Origin of the sequence: Pseudanabaena minima str. Chao 2107 (assembly GCF_051131155.1) — a bacterium.
In the GTDB taxonomy this organism is placed as follows: Bacteria; Cyanobacteriota; Cyanobacteriia; order Pseudanabaenales; family Pseudanabaenaceae; genus Pseudanabaena; species Pseudanabaena minima.
Window position 1 is genome coordinate 2,188,204 of record NZ_CP159508.1, and the last position, 16,781, is coordinate 2,204,984.

Genomic DNA, 16,781 nt, shown 5'->3' on the forward strand with positions numbered 1-16,781 from the left:
CAGGTAGTTAAAAATGATCCTCGCCCAAAACGAAATCCCTGCCGTAGCCAAATATATTCGGATGTCACCCCATAAAGTGCGCCGAGTACTCGACCAAATCCGTGGTCGTAGCTACCGCGAAGCATTGATGATTCTTGAGTTCATGCCCTATCGCTCCTGCGAACCAATTACCAAAGTATTGCGTTCGGCAGTTGCTAATGCTGAGCATAACGCAGGACTTGATCCTGCATCCCTAGTAGTTAACCAAGCCTTTGCCGATATGGGACCTAGCCTCAAGCGCTTCCGTCCCCGCGCTCAAGGTCGTGCTTACCAAATCCGTAAGCCAACGTGCCACATTACGATCACCGTCAAACCATCGGAGGAAGAATAGGTATGGGTCAGAAGATTCACCCAACAGGGTTACGCCTCGGCATCACCAAGTCCCATCTTTCCCGTTGGTACGCTGATGTCAATCGCTACGGTGTCTTGGCTGAAGAAGACAGCAAAATCCGTAAGTTTATTGAAAAAACTTTGAGTAATGCTGGTATCGCAGAAATCTTGATCGATCGCAAAGCCGATCAAGTTGACCTCGAAATTCGCACTGCTCGTCCAGGCGTTGTTGTCGGTCGTGGTGGAGCTGGTATCGAGCAATTGCGTGTCGGACTAGTTAAGTATCTCGAACAAGACGGCTCTCTGAAAAAGACAGGTACTAGCCAAGTTCGGATTAACGTCACCGAAGTAACCAGAGTTGATGCCGAAGCGCCTCTTATCGCTGAATACATCGCACAGCAAATCGAACGTCGTGTGTCCTTCCGCCGTGTTGTTCGTCAAGCTATTCAAAGAGCGCAACGTGCAGGCATTGAAGGTATCAAGGTGCAAATCAGTGGTCGTCTTAACGGTGCTGAAATTGCGAGAACTGAATGGGTTCGTGAAGGTCGTGTTCCTCTGCACACGTTACGTGCTGATATCGACTACAGCTACAAAACTTCCAGAACTATTTATGGTGTCATTGGCATTAAAGTCTGGATCTTTAAAGGCGAAATCATTCAAGGAGAAGAAGCCCCTGCTCCAGCCGCTCAACCCCGTCGTCGTCAGCAACGTCGTCCTCAGTTTGAGGATCGTTCTAGCGCTGAAGGATAAATTTCTGTCACCCTTTAGTTTTGAACCATGTTAAGTCCTAAACGTACAAAATTTCGTAAGCAGCAACGCGGTCGGATGGCGGGTCCTGCTACCAGAGGAACTGAAATCAACTTTGGTGATTATGCCATGCAGGCTCTAGAGCCTTCTTGGATTACCGCTCGTCAAATCGAAGCAGCCCGTCGTGCCATGAACCGCTACATTCGTCGCGGTGGCAAGATTTGGATTCGCATTTTCCCAGACAAGCCCGTAACTATGCGTCCTGCTGAAACCCGTATGGGTTCTGGTAAAGGTGCTCCCGAGTTTTGGGTATCAGTGGTTAAGCCCGGTCGCATCATGTTTGAGGTTGCTGGTGTAGCCGAAGAAACTGCAAGAGAAGCTATTCGTCTTGCCGCAGCTAAAATGCCGATCAAAACCAGATTCGTTATCCGTGAGAAGGAGTAAAGATATGGCACTCCCAAAAGTCCAAGAAACCAGAGAACTATCTGATGATGAGTTGCAAGCTCAGATCTTGACCGTCAAGAAAGAGCTATTTGATCTACGCTTTAAGCAGGCTACTAGACAACCTGTCCAGCCACATCAGTTCCAACATGCTAAGCATCGTTTGTCTCAGCTGATGACCGTCGAACGCGAACGTCAGTCCAGAGCTTAAGAAAGCTATTTACAAAACATAGGAATTTTAGCAATGGCAGTTAAAGAAAAAGTTGGCGTTGTCGTCAGCGACAAAATGCAAAAAACGGTGGTGGTTGCGGTTGAAAATCGTACCTCTCACCCAAAATATGGAAAAATCGTGGTCAAAACGACCAAGTTTAAAGCCCACGATGAAGAAGACAAAACCCGTGAAGGCGATCGCGTCAAAATTCGGGAAACCCGTCCCCTCAGCCGTACAAAGCGATGGGAAGTTGTAGAGATTCTCTCATCTAGCTCGGAAGCATAAGTCATGATTCAACAAGAGTCTTATTTAAACGTTGCGGATAATAGCGGAGCTAAAAAGCTGCTATGTATTCGCGTCCTAGCTGGTGGTAATCGCGCCTTTGGCGGAGTTGGTGATGTAATCATCGCTACTGTTAAAGACGCTGCGCCCAATATGCCAGTCAAAAAATCTGATGTTGTTCGCGCCGTGATTGTTCGTACCAAAGCATCGATTAACCGTGAAAGCGGTATGAGAATTCGCTTTGACGACAATGCCGCTGTAATCATTAACCAAGACGGCAACCCCAAAGGAACCCGCGTATTTGGTCCAGTTGCGCGTGAATTGCGGGATAAAAATTTCACTAAAATTATCTCCCTAGCGCCAGAGGTACTGTAATGTCATTCAAGTCAAAACCTGCCTATCGCGGCAACCGCAAGTCTTTTAAGATTCACGTTAAAAAAGATGATGTGGTTCAAGTAATTTCAGGAAGCTCTAAGGGAACTGTGGCGAAGGTGCTACAGGTTTTCCCTAAAGACAGCACCATCATCGTTGAAGGTGTGAATGTTAAGACTAAGCATGTCAAGCCTCAGGCTGATGGCGAGTCTGGACAAATCATTACTCGCGAGTTCCCGATCCACAGTTCTAAAGTGTTGTTATATTCCGAAAAGGAAAAGACCGCTAGTCGTTCTTGCTACACCTTCACTGATGATGGCAAGAAAGTGAGAATGTTGAAAAAGACTGGCGAAATCGTTGATTCCGTTAAGACTGAGAAGAAATAATTCTATACAACCTGACCAAGCCCAGGAAAAATCATCGAGGAAGATAAAATGCTAACACCGTTTGCCGAAGTCTATGCCAAACAAGCTGTTCCTAAATTGATGGAACAGTTTAAGTACACCAATATTCATCAAGTTCCCAGATTTGAAAAGGTGGTGATCAATCGCGGTCTAGGTGAAGCTGCACAAAATGCAAAATCTCTAGAAGCTTCTTTAACCGAAATTGCCACGATCGCAGGTCAAAAGCCCGTGGTAACTAGAGCTAAAAAAGCGATCGCTGGTTTCAAATTGCGTCAAGGAATGCCCGTCGGCATGATGGTCACCCTCCGCCGCGACAAGATGAATAACTTTTTGGATCGTCTAATCAACTTCTCATTGCCTCGCATCCGTGACTTTCGCGGTGTTAGCCCCAAGAGCTTTGATGGACGTGGTAACTATACCCTCGGTGTCCGCGAGCAACTTATCTTCCCCGAAATCAGCTACGACAGTATTGAGCAAATTCGGGGGCTTGATATTTCCATCATTACCACTGCTAACACGGACGAAGAAGGACGTGCGCTCCTGAAAGCAGTTGGTATGCCCTTTAGAGAATCATAAGTAGATCGAATTAGGAGATAAGGATGGCTACCAACGACACCATCTCGGACATGCTTACCCGCATTCGCAATGCAACACTTGCAAAGCACCAGACAACTTCCATTCCTGCCACAAGAATGACGTTGAGCATTGCCCGAGTGATGAAACAAGAAGGTTTTATCGCAGATTTTGAAGAAACAGGCGAAAGTATCGACCGTGCCTTGGTCGTCGCTCTCAAGTATGAAGGCAAAAATCGTCAATCGATTATTAAGCGCCTCAAGCGCGTTAGTAAACCAGGTTTACGAGTTTACTCAAACTCCAAAGAATTACCCCGTGTATTGGGTGGGATCGGTATTGCGATCATCTCCACCTCTAAAGGGATCATGACCGATCGCGAAGCCCGTAAACAGGGAGTCGGCGGTGAAGTCCTTTGCTATATCTGGTAATTCAGATCGTGAAGATCTGGTAATTCAGGCTGTTAACTCAGCAAACAACATTACAAGCAACGGAAAACAGACATGTCTCGTATTGGAAAACGTCCCATTCCTCTTCCCCCCAAAGTTGCGGTTTCGATCGTAGGGCAAGAGGTAACCGTCAAAGGACCTAAAGGCGAACTCAAGCGCGTGTTGCCACCTACTGTGGAAGTTCTTCAAGAAGAAAACAACTTAGTTGTCAATCGCGCCAACGAATCTCGTCCCGCAAGGCAACAACACGGTCTTTTCCGCACCCTCGTCGCTAACATGGTCGAAGGTGTGTCCACTGGCTTTCAGCGTAAGTTAGAAATTCAAGGTGTTGGTTATCGGGCTAACTTGAACGGCAGCAATATTGTTCTTACCGTCGGCTATAGCCATACAGTTGATATCATTCCTCCTGCGGGCATATCTCTGGGAGTTGAAGATGCTTCTGGTAAGAAGGTTCCTCAAGGCACATTCATTGTTGTAGAAGGAATTGACAAAGAAATCGTCGGAAACTTAGCTGCGAAAATCCGCGCTGTACGTCCACCTGAAGTGTACAAAGGCAAGGGTATTCGTTACCTCGGTGAATTCGTCAGACGTAAGGCTGGTAAGACTGGTAAGAAGTAAAACTAGGATTTTTAGATCTAGGATATTTCGGCTTCTTTATTTAATTTTCATTTTATATAGAATCGATACAGAATCGATAGGTTACGAACAAATATGAGTGTCAGTCGTAGACAAGCAACCATAAGCCGCCATAAGCGAATTCGCAAAGGTATGTCAGGCACACCCGAACGTCCTCGCTTGGCAATTTATCGCTCTAACAATCACATCGTGGCGCAAGTGATTGATGATGTAGCACAACATACTCTCGTTGCTGCATCGACCCTCGAATCCGATGTTCGTGCTAGCCTTAGCACTACTGCCAATTCTGAAGCTTCAGCTAAGGTTGGTGCGTTGATTGCTGAAAGGGCGATCGCACAGGGAATTACCAAGGTTGTATTCGACCGTGGTGGTAACCTCTATCATGGAAGAGTCCAAGCTCTCGCTGAAGCTGCCCGCGAAGCAGGTCTCGATTTCTAAATCATCCAGCAGTGAATCAGTAGATAGAAACAAATATGGCTAAGAATAGAGAATCAAGACCAGGTGGTGGTCGCGACAGTGGCAGCGGCGACAGTGGCGATAACCGCGATGAAAAACGCAAAGGCAAGCGCGATAGCAAGAAAAGTGATCGCGCTCGTACTGAAAAAGAATCCGAATGGCAAGAACGGGTTGTCCAAATCCGCCGTGTAACCAAGGTGGTTAAAGGTGGTAAAAAACTCAGCTTCCGTGCGATTGTCGTGGTCGGTAATGAGAAAGGACAAGTTGGTGTTGGCGTTGGCAAAGCTGCTGATGTTATTAATGCCGTCAAGAAAGGTGTTGCCGATGCTAGAAAGCACGCGATCGATGTACCTTTGACCAAGAGTAACTCCATTCCTCACCCTACCAATGGTATCGGTGGTGGTGCGAAGGTGATGATTCGTCCTGCATCTCCAGGTACTGGGGTAATTGCTGGGGGAGCCGTCAGAACTGTATTGGAACTAGCTGGAGTCAAAAATATTTTGGCGAAGCAACTCGGTTCTAGCAGCCCTCTAAATAATGCTCGTGCTGCAATTAATGCACTTTCAACCCTGCGTACATTTGGCGAAGTTGCCAGAGCGCGTGGTATTACCCTTGAACAGCTATTTAATTAATGCAATAACGGTGCTATGCGCCGTTATTGTCAAAAGTAGAAAGGAAAAACTATGAGAATTGACGATCTTCAGCCTCAAGAAGGCTCACAGCATCGCAAGCGTCGTTTAGGACGCGGCATTGCCGCAGGGCAAGGTGCTAGCGGTGGTTTCGGTATGCGTGGTCAAAAATCTCGTTCAGGTCGTCCCACCAGACCTGGCTTTGAAGGTGGTCAAATTCCCCTTTATAGACGAGTACCCAAACTTAAGCATTTTACAATTGTTAATCCTAAGCATTTCACAATTGTTAATCTCGACCAATTAAGCGGATTACCTAAAGGTACAGTAGTAACTCTTGAGTCCTTAATGGACGCAGGTATTATTACTCAAAATGACGGTGTATTGCGCGTCTTGGGTAGAGGTGATGTGAGCGTAGCACTTACAGTTCGCGCTCATTCGATTACTGCATCTGCCAAGGCAAAAATCGAAGCTGCTGGCGGCACTGTAGAAGTTGCCTAGTCATAAAGAGAATATGTGGCGGAGCGCTAAGCGTTTCGCCACATATTCTCTTTTGTTGTTTTAATACCAAATTCAACTCAGTAAGAATTGTAAAAGCACAAAAAAGGATAAGCCTTTTTGTGAATTGAGATAAGGCGATCGCGAGTTGCCATATTCTTGATACAACTACAATATTTAAATAATCTTTAGGAACAGATGTGCCATACGCAGTCTGTCCTTAACCTACTAGATGCTTTGAGGTAAGTTTAGTTATGGTTGTCAGTAAAGGAAAAAATCCGACTGCACAAGAAACTTTTATGCAAATGGCTCAAGCCGCAGGGTTAAGAGGTCGTTTGTTGGTTACTGTCGGTGTTTTGATATTAGTTAGACTTGGAATCTATTTACCGTTACCAGGGGTTGACCGTCTCCGATTTACGGAAATTGTCAGAAATAATGCCGTAGTTAATTTCTTAGATATTTTTTCTGGCGGTGGCTTATCACTACTAGGTATTTTTGCCCTTGGTATTCTGCCATTTATCAACGCCTCGATCATCATGCAATTGATGACTTCTGCTCTCCCAAGTTTAGAAAATCTTCAAAAGAATGAAGGTGAAGCTGGTCGCAGGAAAATTTCCCAATACACACGTTATGTTGCCTTTGTTTGGGGTGTCATCCAAAGTTGGGGTCTCGGGGTTTGGGTACAGAACTCTGGCGTGCTTTCCGAAGCCACATCCAATTGGATCACAGTTGGTGACGGTCGCGTGATTTTGTCCAGCTTTATCTTTCAGACTACGGTAGCCTTGGCGGCTGGCTCGATGTTTGTGATGTGGGCAGGTGAACTGATTACTGAAAAAGGCGTTGGAAATGGTGCATCTTTACTAATTTTTATTAGTATTGTGGCTAATTTGCCATCTTCTTTGGGAGATACGATCGCCCTTGCTCAGAAAGATAGCTCACGAGTTGGTGGCGTAATCTTGCTGCTGTTTATCTTTTTGGTCATGATCATTGGCATTGTGTTTGTTCAGGAAGGAACAAGGCGGATTCCCATTATTTCAGCACGCCGACAAGTGGGACGTAAGCTCTATCGCGAACAAGCTTCTTATTTGCCTTTGCGTTTAAATCAAGGCGGCGTTATGCCGATCATTTTTGCCTCATCGGTGATGATTTTGCCAGCCTACTTGAGTCAAAGTATTAATAATGAAGTGTTTGTGGCGATCGCTACTTGGATTTCTCCTAGTGGCGCTGGTCACATTCCTGTGTATATGTTGCTAATTCTGGGATTTAGCTTCTTTTACTCAACACTAGTTCTGAATCCTGTGGAGTTGTCGCAGAACCTCAAGAAGATGGGTAGTAGTATTCCTACAGTGCGTCCTGGAACAGCAACTTCGGATTACATCAGCCGTATTTTGAACCGCTTAACTTTACTTGGTTCAATTTTCTTGTGCGGCATTGCGATTATTCCTAGCGCGTTGGAAAAAGCTACTGGTGTATCGACCTTTAGTGGCATTGGCGCAACTTCTTTACTGATTTTGGTCGGTGTGGCGATCGAAACCTCGAAGCAAATCCAAACTTATGTGATTTCTCAGCGTTATGAAGGCATGGTGAAACAGTAATGCCTAGAGTAATTCTGATGGGACCACCTGGAGCAGGTAAAGGTACACAGGGCGAAATTTTGGCTGAAGCTTGGCAAGTGCCAAAAATTGCCCCTGGTGATATTTTTCGTGCTGAAATTAAGCAAGGTACTGAGCTAGGACTGAAAGTTAAGTCTTTTAGTGATTCTGGGCGACTTGTACCTGATGAGGTTGTAATTGAGGTGATTGAGTCACGCTTGAGACAGCCTGATACTCAAGTTGGTTGGATTCTTGATGGCTTTCCACGCACAGTTGCCCAAGCTGAGGCTCTAGATGCACTATTAGCGGAGATTAACCAACCCTATGACGCGGTTGTAAATCTAGATGTACCAGATCAGTTTTTAGTTGCTCGCCTACTAGCAAGGGCGATCGATCAAGGGCGTGCTGATGATACGGAAGAAGTCATCAAAAATCGGCTGGAAGAGTACAATGCCAAAACTAGACCTTTGCTAGAATTTTATGGAAAACATGTCACACAAATTGATGGCACACCGTCGATGCCAGAAGTAACTGAGACAATCAAAAAATTCTTTGCATAAAGGTGATATTGAATTAAGCTCCACTTAATTCAATATCTACAATAAACATAGAGAACTTATACTAAATTTGGGAGAGTTTGTTTGTCAAAAGAAGATTCTATTGAAATGGAAGGGACGGTAACTGAGTCTCTTCCTAACGCTATGTTTCGAGTTGCACTCGATAACGGATTTAATGTACTTGCTCACATTTCTGGTAAAATTCGCCGAAACTACATCAAAATTTTACCAGGCGATCGCGTTAAGGTGGAACTAACGCCCTATGACCTTACTAAAGGACGCATTACTTACCGCCTCAAAAATCAAGGCGGCGGCAAGAAATAATCAACAAATAAAAAAGCAACGTATTTGAATACGTTGCTTTTTTATTTGTTGAAAAAAAGGTGATAGTGCTTAGCACTATCACCTTTTTTTGACTTTAGCCGTATTGACGTTTGTGATATGACTGCAATTGGTAAATATGATAAAACAATTGCCAAAAATATTTTTCGGTTAATCCACAGGTAGAAGCACCGCGCAGTACCACATTGGAATACCAGTCATTAGGAGCGAGTTCACGAGATAGCTTATTAACGACGCTATAAGTTCTGACATTTGTATAAACAGTTTGACCAACGCTAACTGTGATCAGTTCATGTTGGTAGCCACCTCTCGATACATCTTCGCGAATGTCAAGCTGATCGCTTAGACGCATCGGTAAGCAATACAAAACACCTTCTACGTAAGAATTGGGATCTTTGACAATATCTAAGCAGCCACAATCACGATGAGGTGATCGATAATAAAACCCAAGCTTGTAACCATTTAAACGCGCTACACCAACAACATAATGATGGGCTGTCTCACCAAGCGATCGCTTCAAATCCACAGGACACATACAGGAACCGTAAGCAAAATAATAAAACATCGGTTCTGACTGACCACATAACTCCAGATTAGGATCTTCTGAAGCCTGCAACTTTTGTATTTGCTGTGTTTTGAGCGGATCTACCATATCTGTAAGTTAGGCAAAAGCTTTTTAGTATTCTGGGATACCTGCCAAAAGTATAAGGCTTTGTGTATGCTCATCAGAGTTAACAATTAGATGAATTTTTTAAGTTAAAAAAGACTCTATTGCTAATTGATCTAATCAAGTATGTCGCACCTAATTTCAAAAAAATATGCCCGAATATACAAAAGAAGATCTAGAACCAGAATCTTTGTTAGATGCTCAAGATCAAGAAACTCAGTTATCGGCAAAGCCACAATTATGGGAATTAGCAGTAGTTTTTGCGAAGCTTGGTGCGATCGCCTTTGGGGGACCAGCCGCCCATGTTGCCCAAATTGATTTAGAAGTAGTGCAAAATCGTCGATGGTTGAGTCGCGAGAAATTACTAGATTTATTGAGTATTAGTAACTTGATCCCAGGACCTAACTCGACTGAGTTGGTAATTCATGTGGGATTAGAACAGGCTGGAATATTAGGGGCGATCGTTGCAGGAGCAAGTTTTATTATTCCTGCGATGTTATTGGTATGGGGATTAGCAATTGTTTATGTCCAGTACCAAACTATTCCTACGGTTGGATGGCTGCTATATGGAGTTAAGCCCGTAATTATCGCGATTGTTACTCAAGCATTATGGAAGTTAGGACGATCGGGGCTAAAAAATGCTGCGGCTTGGAGCGCAGGAATTTTGGTATTGGCTTTATATTTTCTCAGAGTTAATGAAATTGTCCTGATGATCGGAGCAGGTATTGCTGTAACCCTAGTTCGTAACCTTAACTTCCTCAAAAATCCTAAATCTCTCTCTAGCGTTCTTTTTCCTTTTTCCTTTTTCCCTTTACCTTTAAGCGCCGTTACTACTGAAATCATGCTTAGACCTTGGACGGCTGTATTCTTAAGCTTTCTAAAAATTGGTTCAGTACTCTATGGTAGTGGCTATGTACTATTAGCCTTTGTACAACAGGAATTTGTCGATCGCAATCATTGGTTGACTTCGCAACAGTTATTAGATGCGGTGGCGATTGGGCAGTTTACCCCAGGTCCTGTATTAACTACAGCAACATTTATCGGCTACATCCTAGCGGGAAATTTGGGTGCGATCGCTGCCACGCTTGGCATCTTTTTACCAGCTTTTATTTTAGTTCCTGCAATTAATCCCTTTGTCTCCAAATTACGCAAATCGTCTTGGACAGCAGGGTTTCTGGATGGAGTTAATGCTGCTTCCATTGGACTGATGGCGGCTGTAGCTTGGGAGTTAGGTCGCGGTACTTTGATTGATATCTGGACAATAGCTGTAGCGATCGCTAGTCTGACAATTCTCCTTAAATTTCCTAAAGTTAATTCAGCTTGGTTAATACTTGCAGGAGGTGCGATCGGTTGGCTGCTTAAATTTAATCAATAACTACCTGCGCTTCGCGCAGGTAGTTATTGATTAAATGACGAACCGTTATACTAAACACAGCGAATCACTTAAATTTTGCGGTTGAGGTTACTTTTATGGTTCTCCAAGTCTCACCCACTAAAATCGAGCCAAACATTACTTGGGAAGCTTTACCTACCGACTTTGTACTACCTGATGATCCCGTGGAAAATATTCAACAACCGATCTTGGCGGCGGCTCTGACCGATGCGTTAGGAGCCGCAGGACTGATTCAGTCTGAAATGCTGATTGGTTCTAACTTTGGTCTAGTTGCCTCAGTCAACTCTCGCACGATCGTCAAAGCTCCTGATTGGTTCTATGCACCTAAGGTCTATCCCATTAGTGAAGAATTTACTCGGCGCAGTTATACCCCTAATCTAGAAGGTGAACCTGTAGCGATCGTGATGGAGTTTCTATCAGAAACAGAAGGTGGTGAACTTTCGATCAGAGCAACTCCTCCCTATGGCAAGCTTTATTTCTACGAAAGGATTTTGCAAGTACCAACCTATGTTATTTACGATCCTGCTGTACCAAGTTTAGAGGTTCGCTGTCTACAGAATAGTCGTTATGTGCTTCAAGAAGCTAATACTCAAGGACAAATATGGATTCCAGAATTAGAGCTATTTCTAGGTATTTGGGCAGGGAAAAGGCTAGGACAGTCGATGAATTGGTTACGTTGGTATGATCAATCTGGCAAGTTATTATTATGGAGTGCTGAACAGGTAGAGCAAGAAAGACAAAGAGCAGAAATATTAGCGGCGAAGTTACGTGAACTTGGAGTTGATCCCGATACTTTGACTTGATTAAAAGGATAATTCTTGAAATAGTTCTGATAAGGGAAGACTAAAATTAGGAATAACATCTTCTCCATCAAGGTTGTCTTCTAACTGCAAAAGCTTTGATGGTTTAGGTTTATGGTAAACCAATACACATTCTTCATCTGGCAAAATAACCCATACCAAGCGAGTTCCATTCTCAAAATACTCTACTAACTTGTTATGGATTTCCTCAAAAGTATTATTGGGTGAAATGATTTCTACAGCTAAGTCAGGAGCGCCATCAAAAAATCCTTTCGGTAATAGCTTTAGTCCTTGCAAACGTTCTTTAGCAATAAATGCAAGATCAGGCGATCGCTTGTTGCCAGTTTTCATCTTAAAAGCAGTACTAGAGTCGCAAGTCACACCAAGCTTATGAGTACGCACAAAGCCCGTCAAAAAATATCCGAGCGTCAGCGCTAGGTAGCCATGCTCTACACCTGAATTTGCCGCAACAATTAACTCTCCATCCACATATTCATAAAGGTTGTCATTTTCAGGCAATGACATAAACTCTTGATCTGTCAAAGCTTGAGAGGTAGAGAATCCTAGATTAGCGATCGCTTGAGTCATTAGATTTAAGTCCACAGATTAAACTAATGGGATTGTTATAGCTTATAGCATTTTAAAACTCGATAATGTTCTTCTCGTTTGTGCTAGTACCTGACAGATCGAGATAATTAACTTCAATCTGTTTACGGATTTCGGCTTTACGTTGCCTTGCTTCCTTAATCTTAGCTTGACATTCATAGCCAAAAGCGGGATTAGCAATCACATCAATACTTTGATATTTGCTTAACCAATCCTTTTCGTGTTTCTCACACATAATGTACTGAATCTTTGCGATCGCTGTTCTCACAACAATTTGCGGACGCAGTAAACCAATTCGTGAGTTTTCATCAAGCCAAAGTAAATGCTGCAATTGTCTTGCAACATCTTCTTTCTCAGCACAAAGGATCTGTAATTGCTGCACTAGATGATCAGGATAAGGTTCTTCAGCAGCAAGGGAAGTTTTATTTTCTTGAAGTAGATTGAGAATCATTTGCCAAAGATAACGATGATTTGATTGTGTAAATTCGATATTTTCTTCTTCAGCAATCTCTTGATATAGATAAGCACGATGTTGTGGGAAATGTAGATATATTTGCAACAGTTGAGTTTCGGCTATATGTAATGCGTTGGTGGTAGTGGTCAGAGAAGGAGCGGGTTTATTGCTATTCCAGCGTGTATTCCGTAACTGACGACGGAGGTCTTGCTCTAGCCTTAGAGCTAGATAGGAATTACCTTGAGATAGTTTTTGAGCAGAAGTATGAATGTAATGGGTACGAAAGAAGGAATCAACTGGTAGGTTATTGAGCAATTGCGCGATCGCTTGACTACTTTTTTGAAAACGATCAGCTTGGTTAAGATCTTGCCCTGTAAGTATTTGATCGATCTGCCAATCAAGAAATAATGGGGCATTTTTGAGCAAGTCTCGATAAGCTTCAGCACTATGTTGTTTGAGATATTCATCGGCATCCTTGCCATCAGGCATCGTCAACACCCGTAATTGTACAGTTCCATTAAAAACCAGTTCCTTAAAGCCTGCGATCGCCTTTTCCGCCGCCGTAATCCCTGCTTTATCTGCATCAAAATTCAAAATTACATTCTTGGATTCGCTATAGCGCAGTAACTGCTTCATTTGGTCAGCATTGAGCGCTACACCCATCGTCGCGATCACCTGTTCAATTCCTGCTTGATGTAAAGCGATCGCATCAAAATAACCCTCCACCACAATCGCCTGATCAGATTTAGATATAGCATCTCGTGCCTTATCCATCGCAAACAGAACCGTACCCTTACTAAAGAGTTCTGTTTCAGGAGAGTTTAAATATTTTGGTTCTTCATCTCCCAGCGATCGTCCTCCAAAAGCAATCACACGCCCACGAGTATCATGAATAGGAATCATTAAGCGATCGCGAAAGCGATCATAAAATCCATTCCCCGTTTTGCGCGGAACGATTAAACCTGCTTCTTCTAATAAACTGACAGGAATCTGCTTTTGCTGCACTAGATATCCCATTAAGGTTTCCCAACCCGCAGGCGCATAACCCAGTTGAAATTTCTGGATTGTCTCTTTGCTCATTTGTCTCTTTTCGGCAAGATAGGCAAGAGCCAGCCTTCCCTGTGGTGCATAGAGCGCATGTTGATAAAAACTTGTCGTCAAAGCCATCACTTCATAGAGGCGATCGCGATGGGAGATTTGACGCTGAATTTCTTTTGCTCTTTCGGGTTCGACAGTTTGAATGGGAACGTTATAACGTTTCGCTAAATCCAAAACTACGTCAGAGAACGATCGCTTATCGATCTCCATCAAAAACTTCACTGCCCCACCTGCTGCCCCACAGTTAAAGCAGTGATACATCTGCCGTGATGGATTCACCGTCAGCGCTGTAGCATTTGTACCATTATGAAAAGGACAAGCTCCCCGAAAATTCGCCCCACTTTTGCGTAGCACAACGCGCTCGGAGACGATATCTACGATGTCTGCCCTTTGACTTACTTGGTCAATGGTGTCTTTGTGGATTTGGAACTGTGCAGACATAATCGCGATCGCCTATTTGTAAACCGCAGTATGCTCAATATATTTTATATCAATCACCTTCAAAAAAGCAGAGCTAATATTCCCTAAACAAAATAAGTAATAGCTCAACGTAGGAAAATTGACAAAGGGGCAAAAGCTGATAAATTAAAGAAATGAAAGAACTACCCAACCTAAAAGAACTAACAGACGAGGCAAAAGAAGCCTTGATAGTTAAGTTATGGGAAGAACTACAAAAACTACAGAAGCAGTTAGAAAAGAAACCAAAGAAGACTTCAAAGAACTCAAGTTTGCCACCAGCCAAAGGATTTAAAGCGGAAATCAATAATCCAGAAGAAACAGAAGGCAAACGAGCAGGAAGTATAGGAAGAGATGGAGGAGGTCGTCAACTGAGTGAAAATCCAGACCAAACGCTCAAAGCAACTGTAAAAAGTTGTGCAGAATGTGGGAAAGAGATCGCTGAATCAATGCAGGTATTACTGGAACGATACGACAAGATCGATATACCACCAATCAAGCCCATCGTTACCAGAATCGAAAGGTATGGATGCAAGTGTGAGCATTGTGGACAGGAACAAATCGCAGCATTACCCGTAGGACTTGAAGTAGGAAGTCCCTTTGGAGAAAGAATAGCTGCCCTAGTGACAACGATGAGATACAGTCACGGTATAAGCTATGGAAGAATGCAGCAAATGCTGAGTGAAGTATTTGGCTTAGAGATATCAGAAGGAGGTATCGCCAATCTCTTAACAAGGGTGAAAGGACAACTAGAGTCGGAGGTGACAGGAATACTCCAAGCCCTAAAAACATCTCGTCTAGTATGCAGTGACGAAACCAGTGCAAGGGTAAACGGTAAAAATCAATGGGAATGGGTATTTCAGAACGAACAAGTATGTTTTCATATCATCCGACCGTCTAGAGGCGCAGATGTCATCGCCGAAGTGATGGCAGAGCATCAACCAGAGGTGTGGGTATCAGATTTGTTTAGCGCCCAAAAGACCAATCCAGCGACAGAATGGCAAGTTTGTCTTGCCCATCAACTCAGAGATTGTCAGTATGGAATTGATGCAGGAGACCAGATTTTCTCTGGCAGGATGAAAAAGCTGCTGCTACGAGCTTTGGTGCTGCGAAGGCGATGGTCGGATTTAGCTGACTCTACTCGTTATCAATATCGATGTCGATTGTATCGAGACCTCGACAATATTTTAGCTCTGTTACCTACTCAAGAAGATGGACTTAGATTACAGAAGCGATATCTAGAATTACGAGAAAACTTATTTCTGTTTTTGGATGACCACACCATCCCGCCAACTAATAACTCTAGCGAACAGGCTTTACGTTGGAGTGTCATTTTTAGAAAAGTTACGAATGGTTTTCGCTCCGATTGGGGGCGTGACTTATTTGCGGCTGTTCGTTCCATTGTCAATACTGGAAAAAGACAAGGCTTTTCTGCTTTTGAGTCCATTCTTATCGCTTTGAATCCTCTCAAATCATTGTTTTCTATAGGTTGAGCAATTACCAAAATAATTAGCGCGTTAGTAATTCATTCAGCCATATCGGCGATCGTATTTACAGGTAGTGGGATCACGCAAGCAATACTTTGTAAGTTTGCTGTAAAATTGGGGTTAAGCATTGGTGCATTTGCAATCCTTAAATCATGTCTGCTAAAGATATTTATCACGATGTTGTCAAAACTGCTTTGCAAAAGGATGGTTGGCAGATTACAGATGATCCTCTGATTCTGACATTTATCCCCAAGCGTCAATTGAAAATTGATTTAGGTGCAGAACGTTTGATTGGTGCTAAAAAAGAAAATCAATATATTGCCGTTGAAATCAAGACGTTTCTTGCTCCTTCTTCGCTTTCTGAATTTCATGCTGCTCTGGGACAGTTTCTTAACTATCGACTAGCTCTAAGGCTAAAACAGCCTGATCGACAATTGTTTCTGGCTATTCCAAAGGAAGTTCATCAGAGCTTTTTTGCAGAAGAATTTACGCTGCTCAGCATTTCTGAATACAATCTCAAAATCATGGTTTTTGATGTTCAACGCGAGGAAATTTTACAATGGATAAATTAACTCTCTATCGTCAACATATTCAATCCATCTTAACTTATCACTGTCAAATCGATCCTGTTGGTGAAGCGATGGAAACCTATACTGTGTTTGACACAAGAGGCGATCATTATCAAGTGGTTAGTGTGGGATGGGAAGATGGCTTTCGGATGTATGGCTGTTTAATTCATGTGGATATTAAAGATGGAAAAATTTGGATTCAATATGATGGAACCGAGTATTCGGTTGCCAATGAACTAATTGATCTCGGTGTGCCTAAGCAAGATATTGTCTTAGCTTATCACGCGCCCTATGCCAGAAAGTACACAGAGTTTGCTGTGAGCTAGCAATAACACAAACACAACTTCATAACCTAATTCCAAAAGCCATGTTGATAAAGCGCCACTAGCATTGACATCAAGTAGAAATCTCATTCTTTAGGATGCTACCACTCGATCAAATACTTCTTCATGGGTAACAAGACGCTGTGCATAAAGTAAAGCCGCGTATATGTCAGCTATTTCTAGCTCTGGGTAATCCTCTAGAATTTCTTGGATACTTGCTCTTTTTGCCAGAAGTTCTAATATCATGGCAACTAAAATCCGCAAACCCCGAATGATGGGCTTACCACATAGAACTTCTCTGCTAAATGTAATCCTTGAAAGTAGGTTTTCCATATTAAAATTATTTCAGTAAAATTTAGTTTGTAATGTAGCATTG

The 16,781-nt window shown here is 43.1% G+C and carries 25 protein-coding genes; 21 read left to right on the forward strand and 4 right to left on the reverse strand.

What is annotated here, in order from left to right:
• The first annotated feature begins 13 nt into the window (after nt 1–13).
• From rplV to infA, 16 genes are all read left to right on the forward strand, one after another.
• Nucleotides 14–370 carry a 50S ribosomal protein L22 gene (gene rplV, locus ABM313_RS09785; RefSeq protein WP_009625485.1) on the forward strand — a complete coding sequence of 119 codons (357 nt, stop codon included), beginning with the start codon at nt 14–16 and terminating at the stop codon, nt 368–370.
• A 2-nt stretch (nt 371–372) separates the two neighbouring features.
• On the forward strand, nt 373–1,119 hold the full coding sequence (rpsC, locus tag ABM313_RS09790) for a 30S ribosomal protein S3 (RefSeq protein WP_094530963.1): 747 nt from the start codon (nt 373–375) through the stop codon (nt 1,117–1,119).
• Between the two features lie 27 nt (nt 1,120–1,146).
• The gene (rplP, locus tag ABM313_RS09795; protein WP_094530965.1) at nt 1,147–1,560 is read left to right on the forward strand and encodes a 50S ribosomal protein L16; all 414 of its coding nucleotides are present in this window, start codon (nt 1,147–1,149) and stop codon (nt 1,558–1,560) included.
• A gap of 4 nt (nt 1,561–1,564) precedes the next feature.
• Complete coding sequence (gene rpmC, locus ABM313_RS09800) at nt 1,565–1,768, forward strand: 50S ribosomal protein L29 (RefSeq protein ID WP_094530967.1); 204 nt, start codon at nt 1,565–1,567, stop codon at nt 1,766–1,768.
• A gap of 33 nt (nt 1,769–1,801) precedes the next feature.
• The gene (gene rpsQ / locus ABM313_RS09805) at nt 1,802–2,053 is read left to right on the forward strand and encodes a 30S ribosomal protein S17 (RefSeq protein WP_094530969.1); all 252 of its coding nucleotides are present in this window, start codon (nt 1,802–1,804) and stop codon (nt 2,051–2,053) included.
• Between the two features lie 3 nt (nt 2,054–2,056).
• Complete coding sequence (gene rplN, locus ABM313_RS09810) at nt 2,057–2,425, forward strand: 50S ribosomal protein L14 (RefSeq protein ID WP_009625480.1); 369 nt, start codon at nt 2,057–2,059, stop codon at nt 2,423–2,425.
• Entirely contained in the window at nt 2,425–2,808 is a 384-nt protein-coding gene (rplX, locus tag ABM313_RS09815) for a 50S ribosomal protein L24 (protein WP_094530974.1), read from the forward strand. The genes rplN and rplX overlap by 1 nt, the downstream gene beginning before the upstream one ends.
• 48 nt (nt 2,809–2,856) lie before the next feature.
• The gene (gene rplE, locus ABM313_RS09820) at nt 2,857–3,402 is read left to right on the forward strand and encodes a 50S ribosomal protein L5 (RefSeq protein WP_190579364.1); all 546 of its coding nucleotides are present in this window, start codon (nt 2,857–2,859) and stop codon (nt 3,400–3,402) included.
• A 23-nt stretch (nt 3,403–3,425) separates the two neighbouring features.
• Nucleotides 3,426–3,827, forward strand: a complete 402-nt coding sequence (gene rpsH, locus ABM313_RS09825; protein WP_094530978.1) for a 30S ribosomal protein S8 — start codon at nt 3,426–3,428, stop codon at nt 3,825–3,827.
• A 72-nt stretch (nt 3,828–3,899) separates the two neighbouring features.
• Nucleotides 3,900–4,463 carry a 50S ribosomal protein L6 gene (gene rplF / locus ABM313_RS09830; protein ID WP_434687637.1) on the forward strand — a complete coding sequence of 188 codons (564 nt, stop codon included), beginning with the start codon at nt 3,900–3,902 and terminating at the stop codon, nt 4,461–4,463.
• A 93-nt stretch (nt 4,464–4,556) separates the two neighbouring features.
• Nucleotides 4,557–4,919 carry a 50S ribosomal protein L18 gene (gene rplR, locus ABM313_RS09835; RefSeq protein WP_434687639.1) on the forward strand — a complete coding sequence of 121 codons (363 nt, stop codon included), beginning with the start codon at nt 4,557–4,559 and terminating at the stop codon, nt 4,917–4,919.
• Between the two features lie 35 nt (nt 4,920–4,954).
• Nucleotides 4,955–5,569: a 30S ribosomal protein S5 gene (gene rpsE, locus ABM313_RS09840; RefSeq protein ID WP_190579360.1), complete on the forward strand. Its 615-nt coding sequence runs from the start codon at nt 4,955–4,957 to the stop codon at nt 5,567–5,569.
• A gap of 51 nt (nt 5,570–5,620) precedes the next feature.
• Nucleotides 5,621–6,064 (forward strand): 50S ribosomal protein L15, encoded by a 444-nt coding sequence (gene rplO, locus ABM313_RS09845; RefSeq protein WP_434687641.1) that lies wholly within the window; start codon nt 5,621–5,623, stop codon nt 6,062–6,064.
• A gap of 251 nt (nt 6,065–6,315) precedes the next feature.
• A complete protein-coding gene (gene secY, locus ABM313_RS09850) occupies nt 6,316–7,656 on the forward strand; it encodes a preprotein translocase subunit SecY (RefSeq protein WP_434687643.1) in 1,341 nt (446 codons plus the stop codon).
• A complete protein-coding gene (locus tag ABM313_RS09855) occupies nt 7,656–8,213 on the forward strand; it encodes an adenylate kinase (protein ID WP_434687645.1) in 558 nt (185 codons plus the stop codon). Before secY ends, ABM313_RS09855 begins: the two co-directional genes overlap by 1 nt.
• Before the next feature lie 81 nt (nt 8,214–8,294).
• Entirely contained in the window at nt 8,295–8,534 is a 240-nt protein-coding gene (infA, locus tag ABM313_RS09860; protein ID WP_094530993.1) for a translation initiation factor IF-1, read from the forward strand.
• 94 nt (nt 8,535–8,628) lie between these two features.
• On the opposite strand, the gene ABM313_RS09865 is transcribed toward infA, so the two are convergent.
• The gene (locus tag ABM313_RS09865; protein WP_434687647.1) at nt 8,629–9,204 is read right to left on the reverse strand and encodes a gamma-glutamylcyclotransferase; all 576 of its coding nucleotides are present in this window, start codon (nt 9,202–9,204) and stop codon (nt 8,629–8,631) included.
• Between the two features lie 166 nt (nt 9,205–9,370).
• Here ABM313_RS09865 and ABM313_RS09870 point away from each other — a divergent pair, with 166 nt between their 5' ends.
• Both ABM313_RS09870 and ABM313_RS09875 read left to right on the forward strand, forming a co-directional pair.
• Nucleotides 9,371–10,594: a chromate transporter gene (locus tag ABM313_RS09870; protein ID WP_434687648.1), complete on the forward strand. Its 1,224-nt coding sequence runs from the start codon at nt 9,371–9,373 to the stop codon at nt 10,592–10,594.
• Nucleotides 10,595–10,689: 95 nt separating this feature from the next.
• Nucleotides 10,690–11,415, forward strand: coding sequence for a Uma2 family endonuclease (locus ABM313_RS09875; protein ID WP_434687650.1), 726 nt, complete (start codon nt 10,690–10,692; stop codon nt 11,413–11,415).
• On the opposite strand, the gene ABM313_RS09880 is transcribed toward ABM313_RS09875, so the two are convergent.
• The gene (locus ABM313_RS09880) at nt 11,416–12,000 is read right to left on the reverse strand and encodes a Uma2 family endonuclease (RefSeq protein WP_434688432.1); all 585 of its coding nucleotides are present in this window, start codon (nt 11,998–12,000) and stop codon (nt 11,416–11,418) included. It abuts the gene before it with no gap.
• Between the two features lie 52 nt (nt 12,001–12,052).
• Nucleotides 12,053–14,011, reverse strand: a complete 1,959-nt coding sequence (dnaG, locus tag ABM313_RS09885; RefSeq protein ID WP_434687652.1) for a DNA primase — start codon at nt 14,009–14,011, stop codon at nt 12,053–12,055.
• Between the two features lie 152 nt (nt 14,012–14,163).
• On the opposite strand from dnaG, the gene tnpC reads away from it, so the two are divergent.
• From tnpC to ABM313_RS09900, 3 genes are all read left to right on the forward strand, one after another.
• The gene (gene tnpC / locus ABM313_RS09890; RefSeq protein ID WP_434683540.1) at nt 14,164–15,519 is read left to right on the forward strand and encodes an IS66 family transposase; all 1,356 of its coding nucleotides are present in this window, start codon (nt 14,164–14,166) and stop codon (nt 15,517–15,519) included.
• Nucleotides 15,520–15,665: 146 nt separating this feature from the next.
• Nucleotides 15,666–16,085, forward strand: coding sequence for an element excision factor XisH family protein (locus ABM313_RS09895; protein WP_434687653.1), 420 nt, complete (start codon nt 15,666–15,668; stop codon nt 16,083–16,085).
• Nucleotides 16,073–16,408: a XisI protein gene (locus ABM313_RS09900; RefSeq protein WP_434687655.1), complete on the forward strand. Its 336-nt coding sequence runs from the start codon at nt 16,073–16,075 to the stop codon at nt 16,406–16,408. Before ABM313_RS09895 ends, ABM313_RS09900 begins: the two co-directional genes overlap by 13 nt.
• A gap of 90 nt (nt 16,409–16,498) precedes the next feature.
• Here the strand turns inward: ABM313_RS09900 and ABM313_RS09905 are convergent, their stop codons facing one another.
• Nucleotides 16,499–16,738 carry a DUF433 domain-containing protein gene (locus ABM313_RS09905; RefSeq protein WP_434687657.1) on the reverse strand — a complete coding sequence of 80 codons (240 nt, stop codon included), beginning with the start codon at nt 16,736–16,738 and terminating at the stop codon, nt 16,499–16,501.
• Nucleotides 16,739–16,781: the final 43 nt, after the last annotated feature.

What these genes read in the sequence shown, in the direction of transcription:
- rplV (WP_009625485.1), top strand. Translation starts at nt 14, where the DNA reads ATGATCCTCGCCCAAAACGAAATCCCTGCCGTAGCCAAATATATTCGG.
- ABM313_RS09865 (WP_434687647.1), bottom strand. Translation starts at nt 9,204, where the DNA reads ATGGTAGATCCGCTCAAAACACAGCAAATACAAAAGTTGCAGGCTTCA.
- rplE (WP_190579364.1), top strand. Translation starts at nt 2,857, where the DNA reads ATGCTAACACCGTTTGCCGAAGTCTATGCCAAACAAGCTGTTCCTAAA.
- tnpC (WP_434683540.1), top strand. Translation starts at nt 14,164, where the DNA reads ATGAAAGAACTACCCAACCTAAAAGAACTAACAGACGAGGCAAAAGAA.
- ABM313_RS09880 (WP_434688432.1), bottom strand. Translation starts at nt 12,000, where the DNA reads ATGACTCAAGCGATCGCTAATCTAGGATTCTCTACCTCTCAAGCTTTG.
- rplF (WP_434687637.1), top strand. Translation starts at nt 3,900, where the DNA reads ATGTCTCGTATTGGAAAACGTCCCATTCCTCTTCCCCCCAAAGTTGCG.
- ABM313_RS09895 (WP_434687653.1), top strand. Translation starts at nt 15,666, where the DNA reads ATGTCTGCTAAAGATATTTATCACGATGTTGTCAAAACTGCTTTGCAA.
- ABM313_RS09855 (WP_434687645.1), top strand. Translation starts at nt 7,656, where the DNA reads ATGCCTAGAGTAATTCTGATGGGACCACCTGGAGCAGGTAAAGGTACA.
- rplX (WP_094530974.1), top strand. Translation starts at nt 2,425, where the DNA reads ATGTCATTCAAGTCAAAACCTGCCTATCGCGGCAACCGCAAGTCTTTT.
- ABM313_RS09900 (WP_434687655.1), top strand. Translation starts at nt 16,073, where the DNA reads ATGGATAAATTAACTCTCTATCGTCAACATATTCAATCCATCTTAACT.
- secY (WP_434687643.1), top strand. Translation starts at nt 6,316, where the DNA reads ATGGTTGTCAGTAAAGGAAAAAATCCGACTGCACAAGAAACTTTTATG.
- ABM313_RS09875 (WP_434687650.1), top strand. Translation starts at nt 10,690, where the DNA reads ATGGTTCTCCAAGTCTCACCCACTAAAATCGAGCCAAACATTACTTGG.
- ABM313_RS09905 (WP_434687657.1), bottom strand. Translation starts at nt 16,738, where the DNA reads ATGGAAAACCTACTTTCAAGGATTACATTTAGCAGAGAAGTTCTATGT.
- ABM313_RS09870 (WP_434687648.1), top strand. Translation starts at nt 9,371, where the DNA reads ATGCCCGAATATACAAAAGAAGATCTAGAACCAGAATCTTTGTTAGAT.
- dnaG (WP_434687652.1), bottom strand. Translation starts at nt 14,011, where the DNA reads ATGTCTGCACAGTTCCAAATCCACAAAGACACCATTGACCAAGTAAGT.
- rplO (WP_434687641.1), top strand. Translation starts at nt 5,621, where the DNA reads ATGAGAATTGACGATCTTCAGCCTCAAGAAGGCTCACAGCATCGCAAG.
- rpsQ (WP_094530969.1), top strand. Translation starts at nt 1,802, where the DNA reads ATGGCAGTTAAAGAAAAAGTTGGCGTTGTCGTCAGCGACAAAATGCAA.
- rpsE (WP_190579360.1), top strand. Translation starts at nt 4,955, where the DNA reads ATGGCTAAGAATAGAGAATCAAGACCAGGTGGTGGTCGCGACAGTGGC.
- rplN (WP_009625480.1), top strand. Translation starts at nt 2,057, where the DNA reads ATGATTCAACAAGAGTCTTATTTAAACGTTGCGGATAATAGCGGAGCT.
- rplR (WP_434687639.1), top strand. Translation starts at nt 4,557, where the DNA reads ATGAGTGTCAGTCGTAGACAAGCAACCATAAGCCGCCATAAGCGAATT.
- rplP (WP_094530965.1), top strand. Translation starts at nt 1,147, where the DNA reads ATGTTAAGTCCTAAACGTACAAAATTTCGTAAGCAGCAACGCGGTCGG.
- rpsC (WP_094530963.1), top strand. Translation starts at nt 373, where the DNA reads ATGGGTCAGAAGATTCACCCAACAGGGTTACGCCTCGGCATCACCAAG.
- rpsH (WP_094530978.1), top strand. Translation starts at nt 3,426, where the DNA reads ATGGCTACCAACGACACCATCTCGGACATGCTTACCCGCATTCGCAAT.
- rpmC (WP_094530967.1), top strand. Translation starts at nt 1,565, where the DNA reads ATGGCACTCCCAAAAGTCCAAGAAACCAGAGAACTATCTGATGATGAG.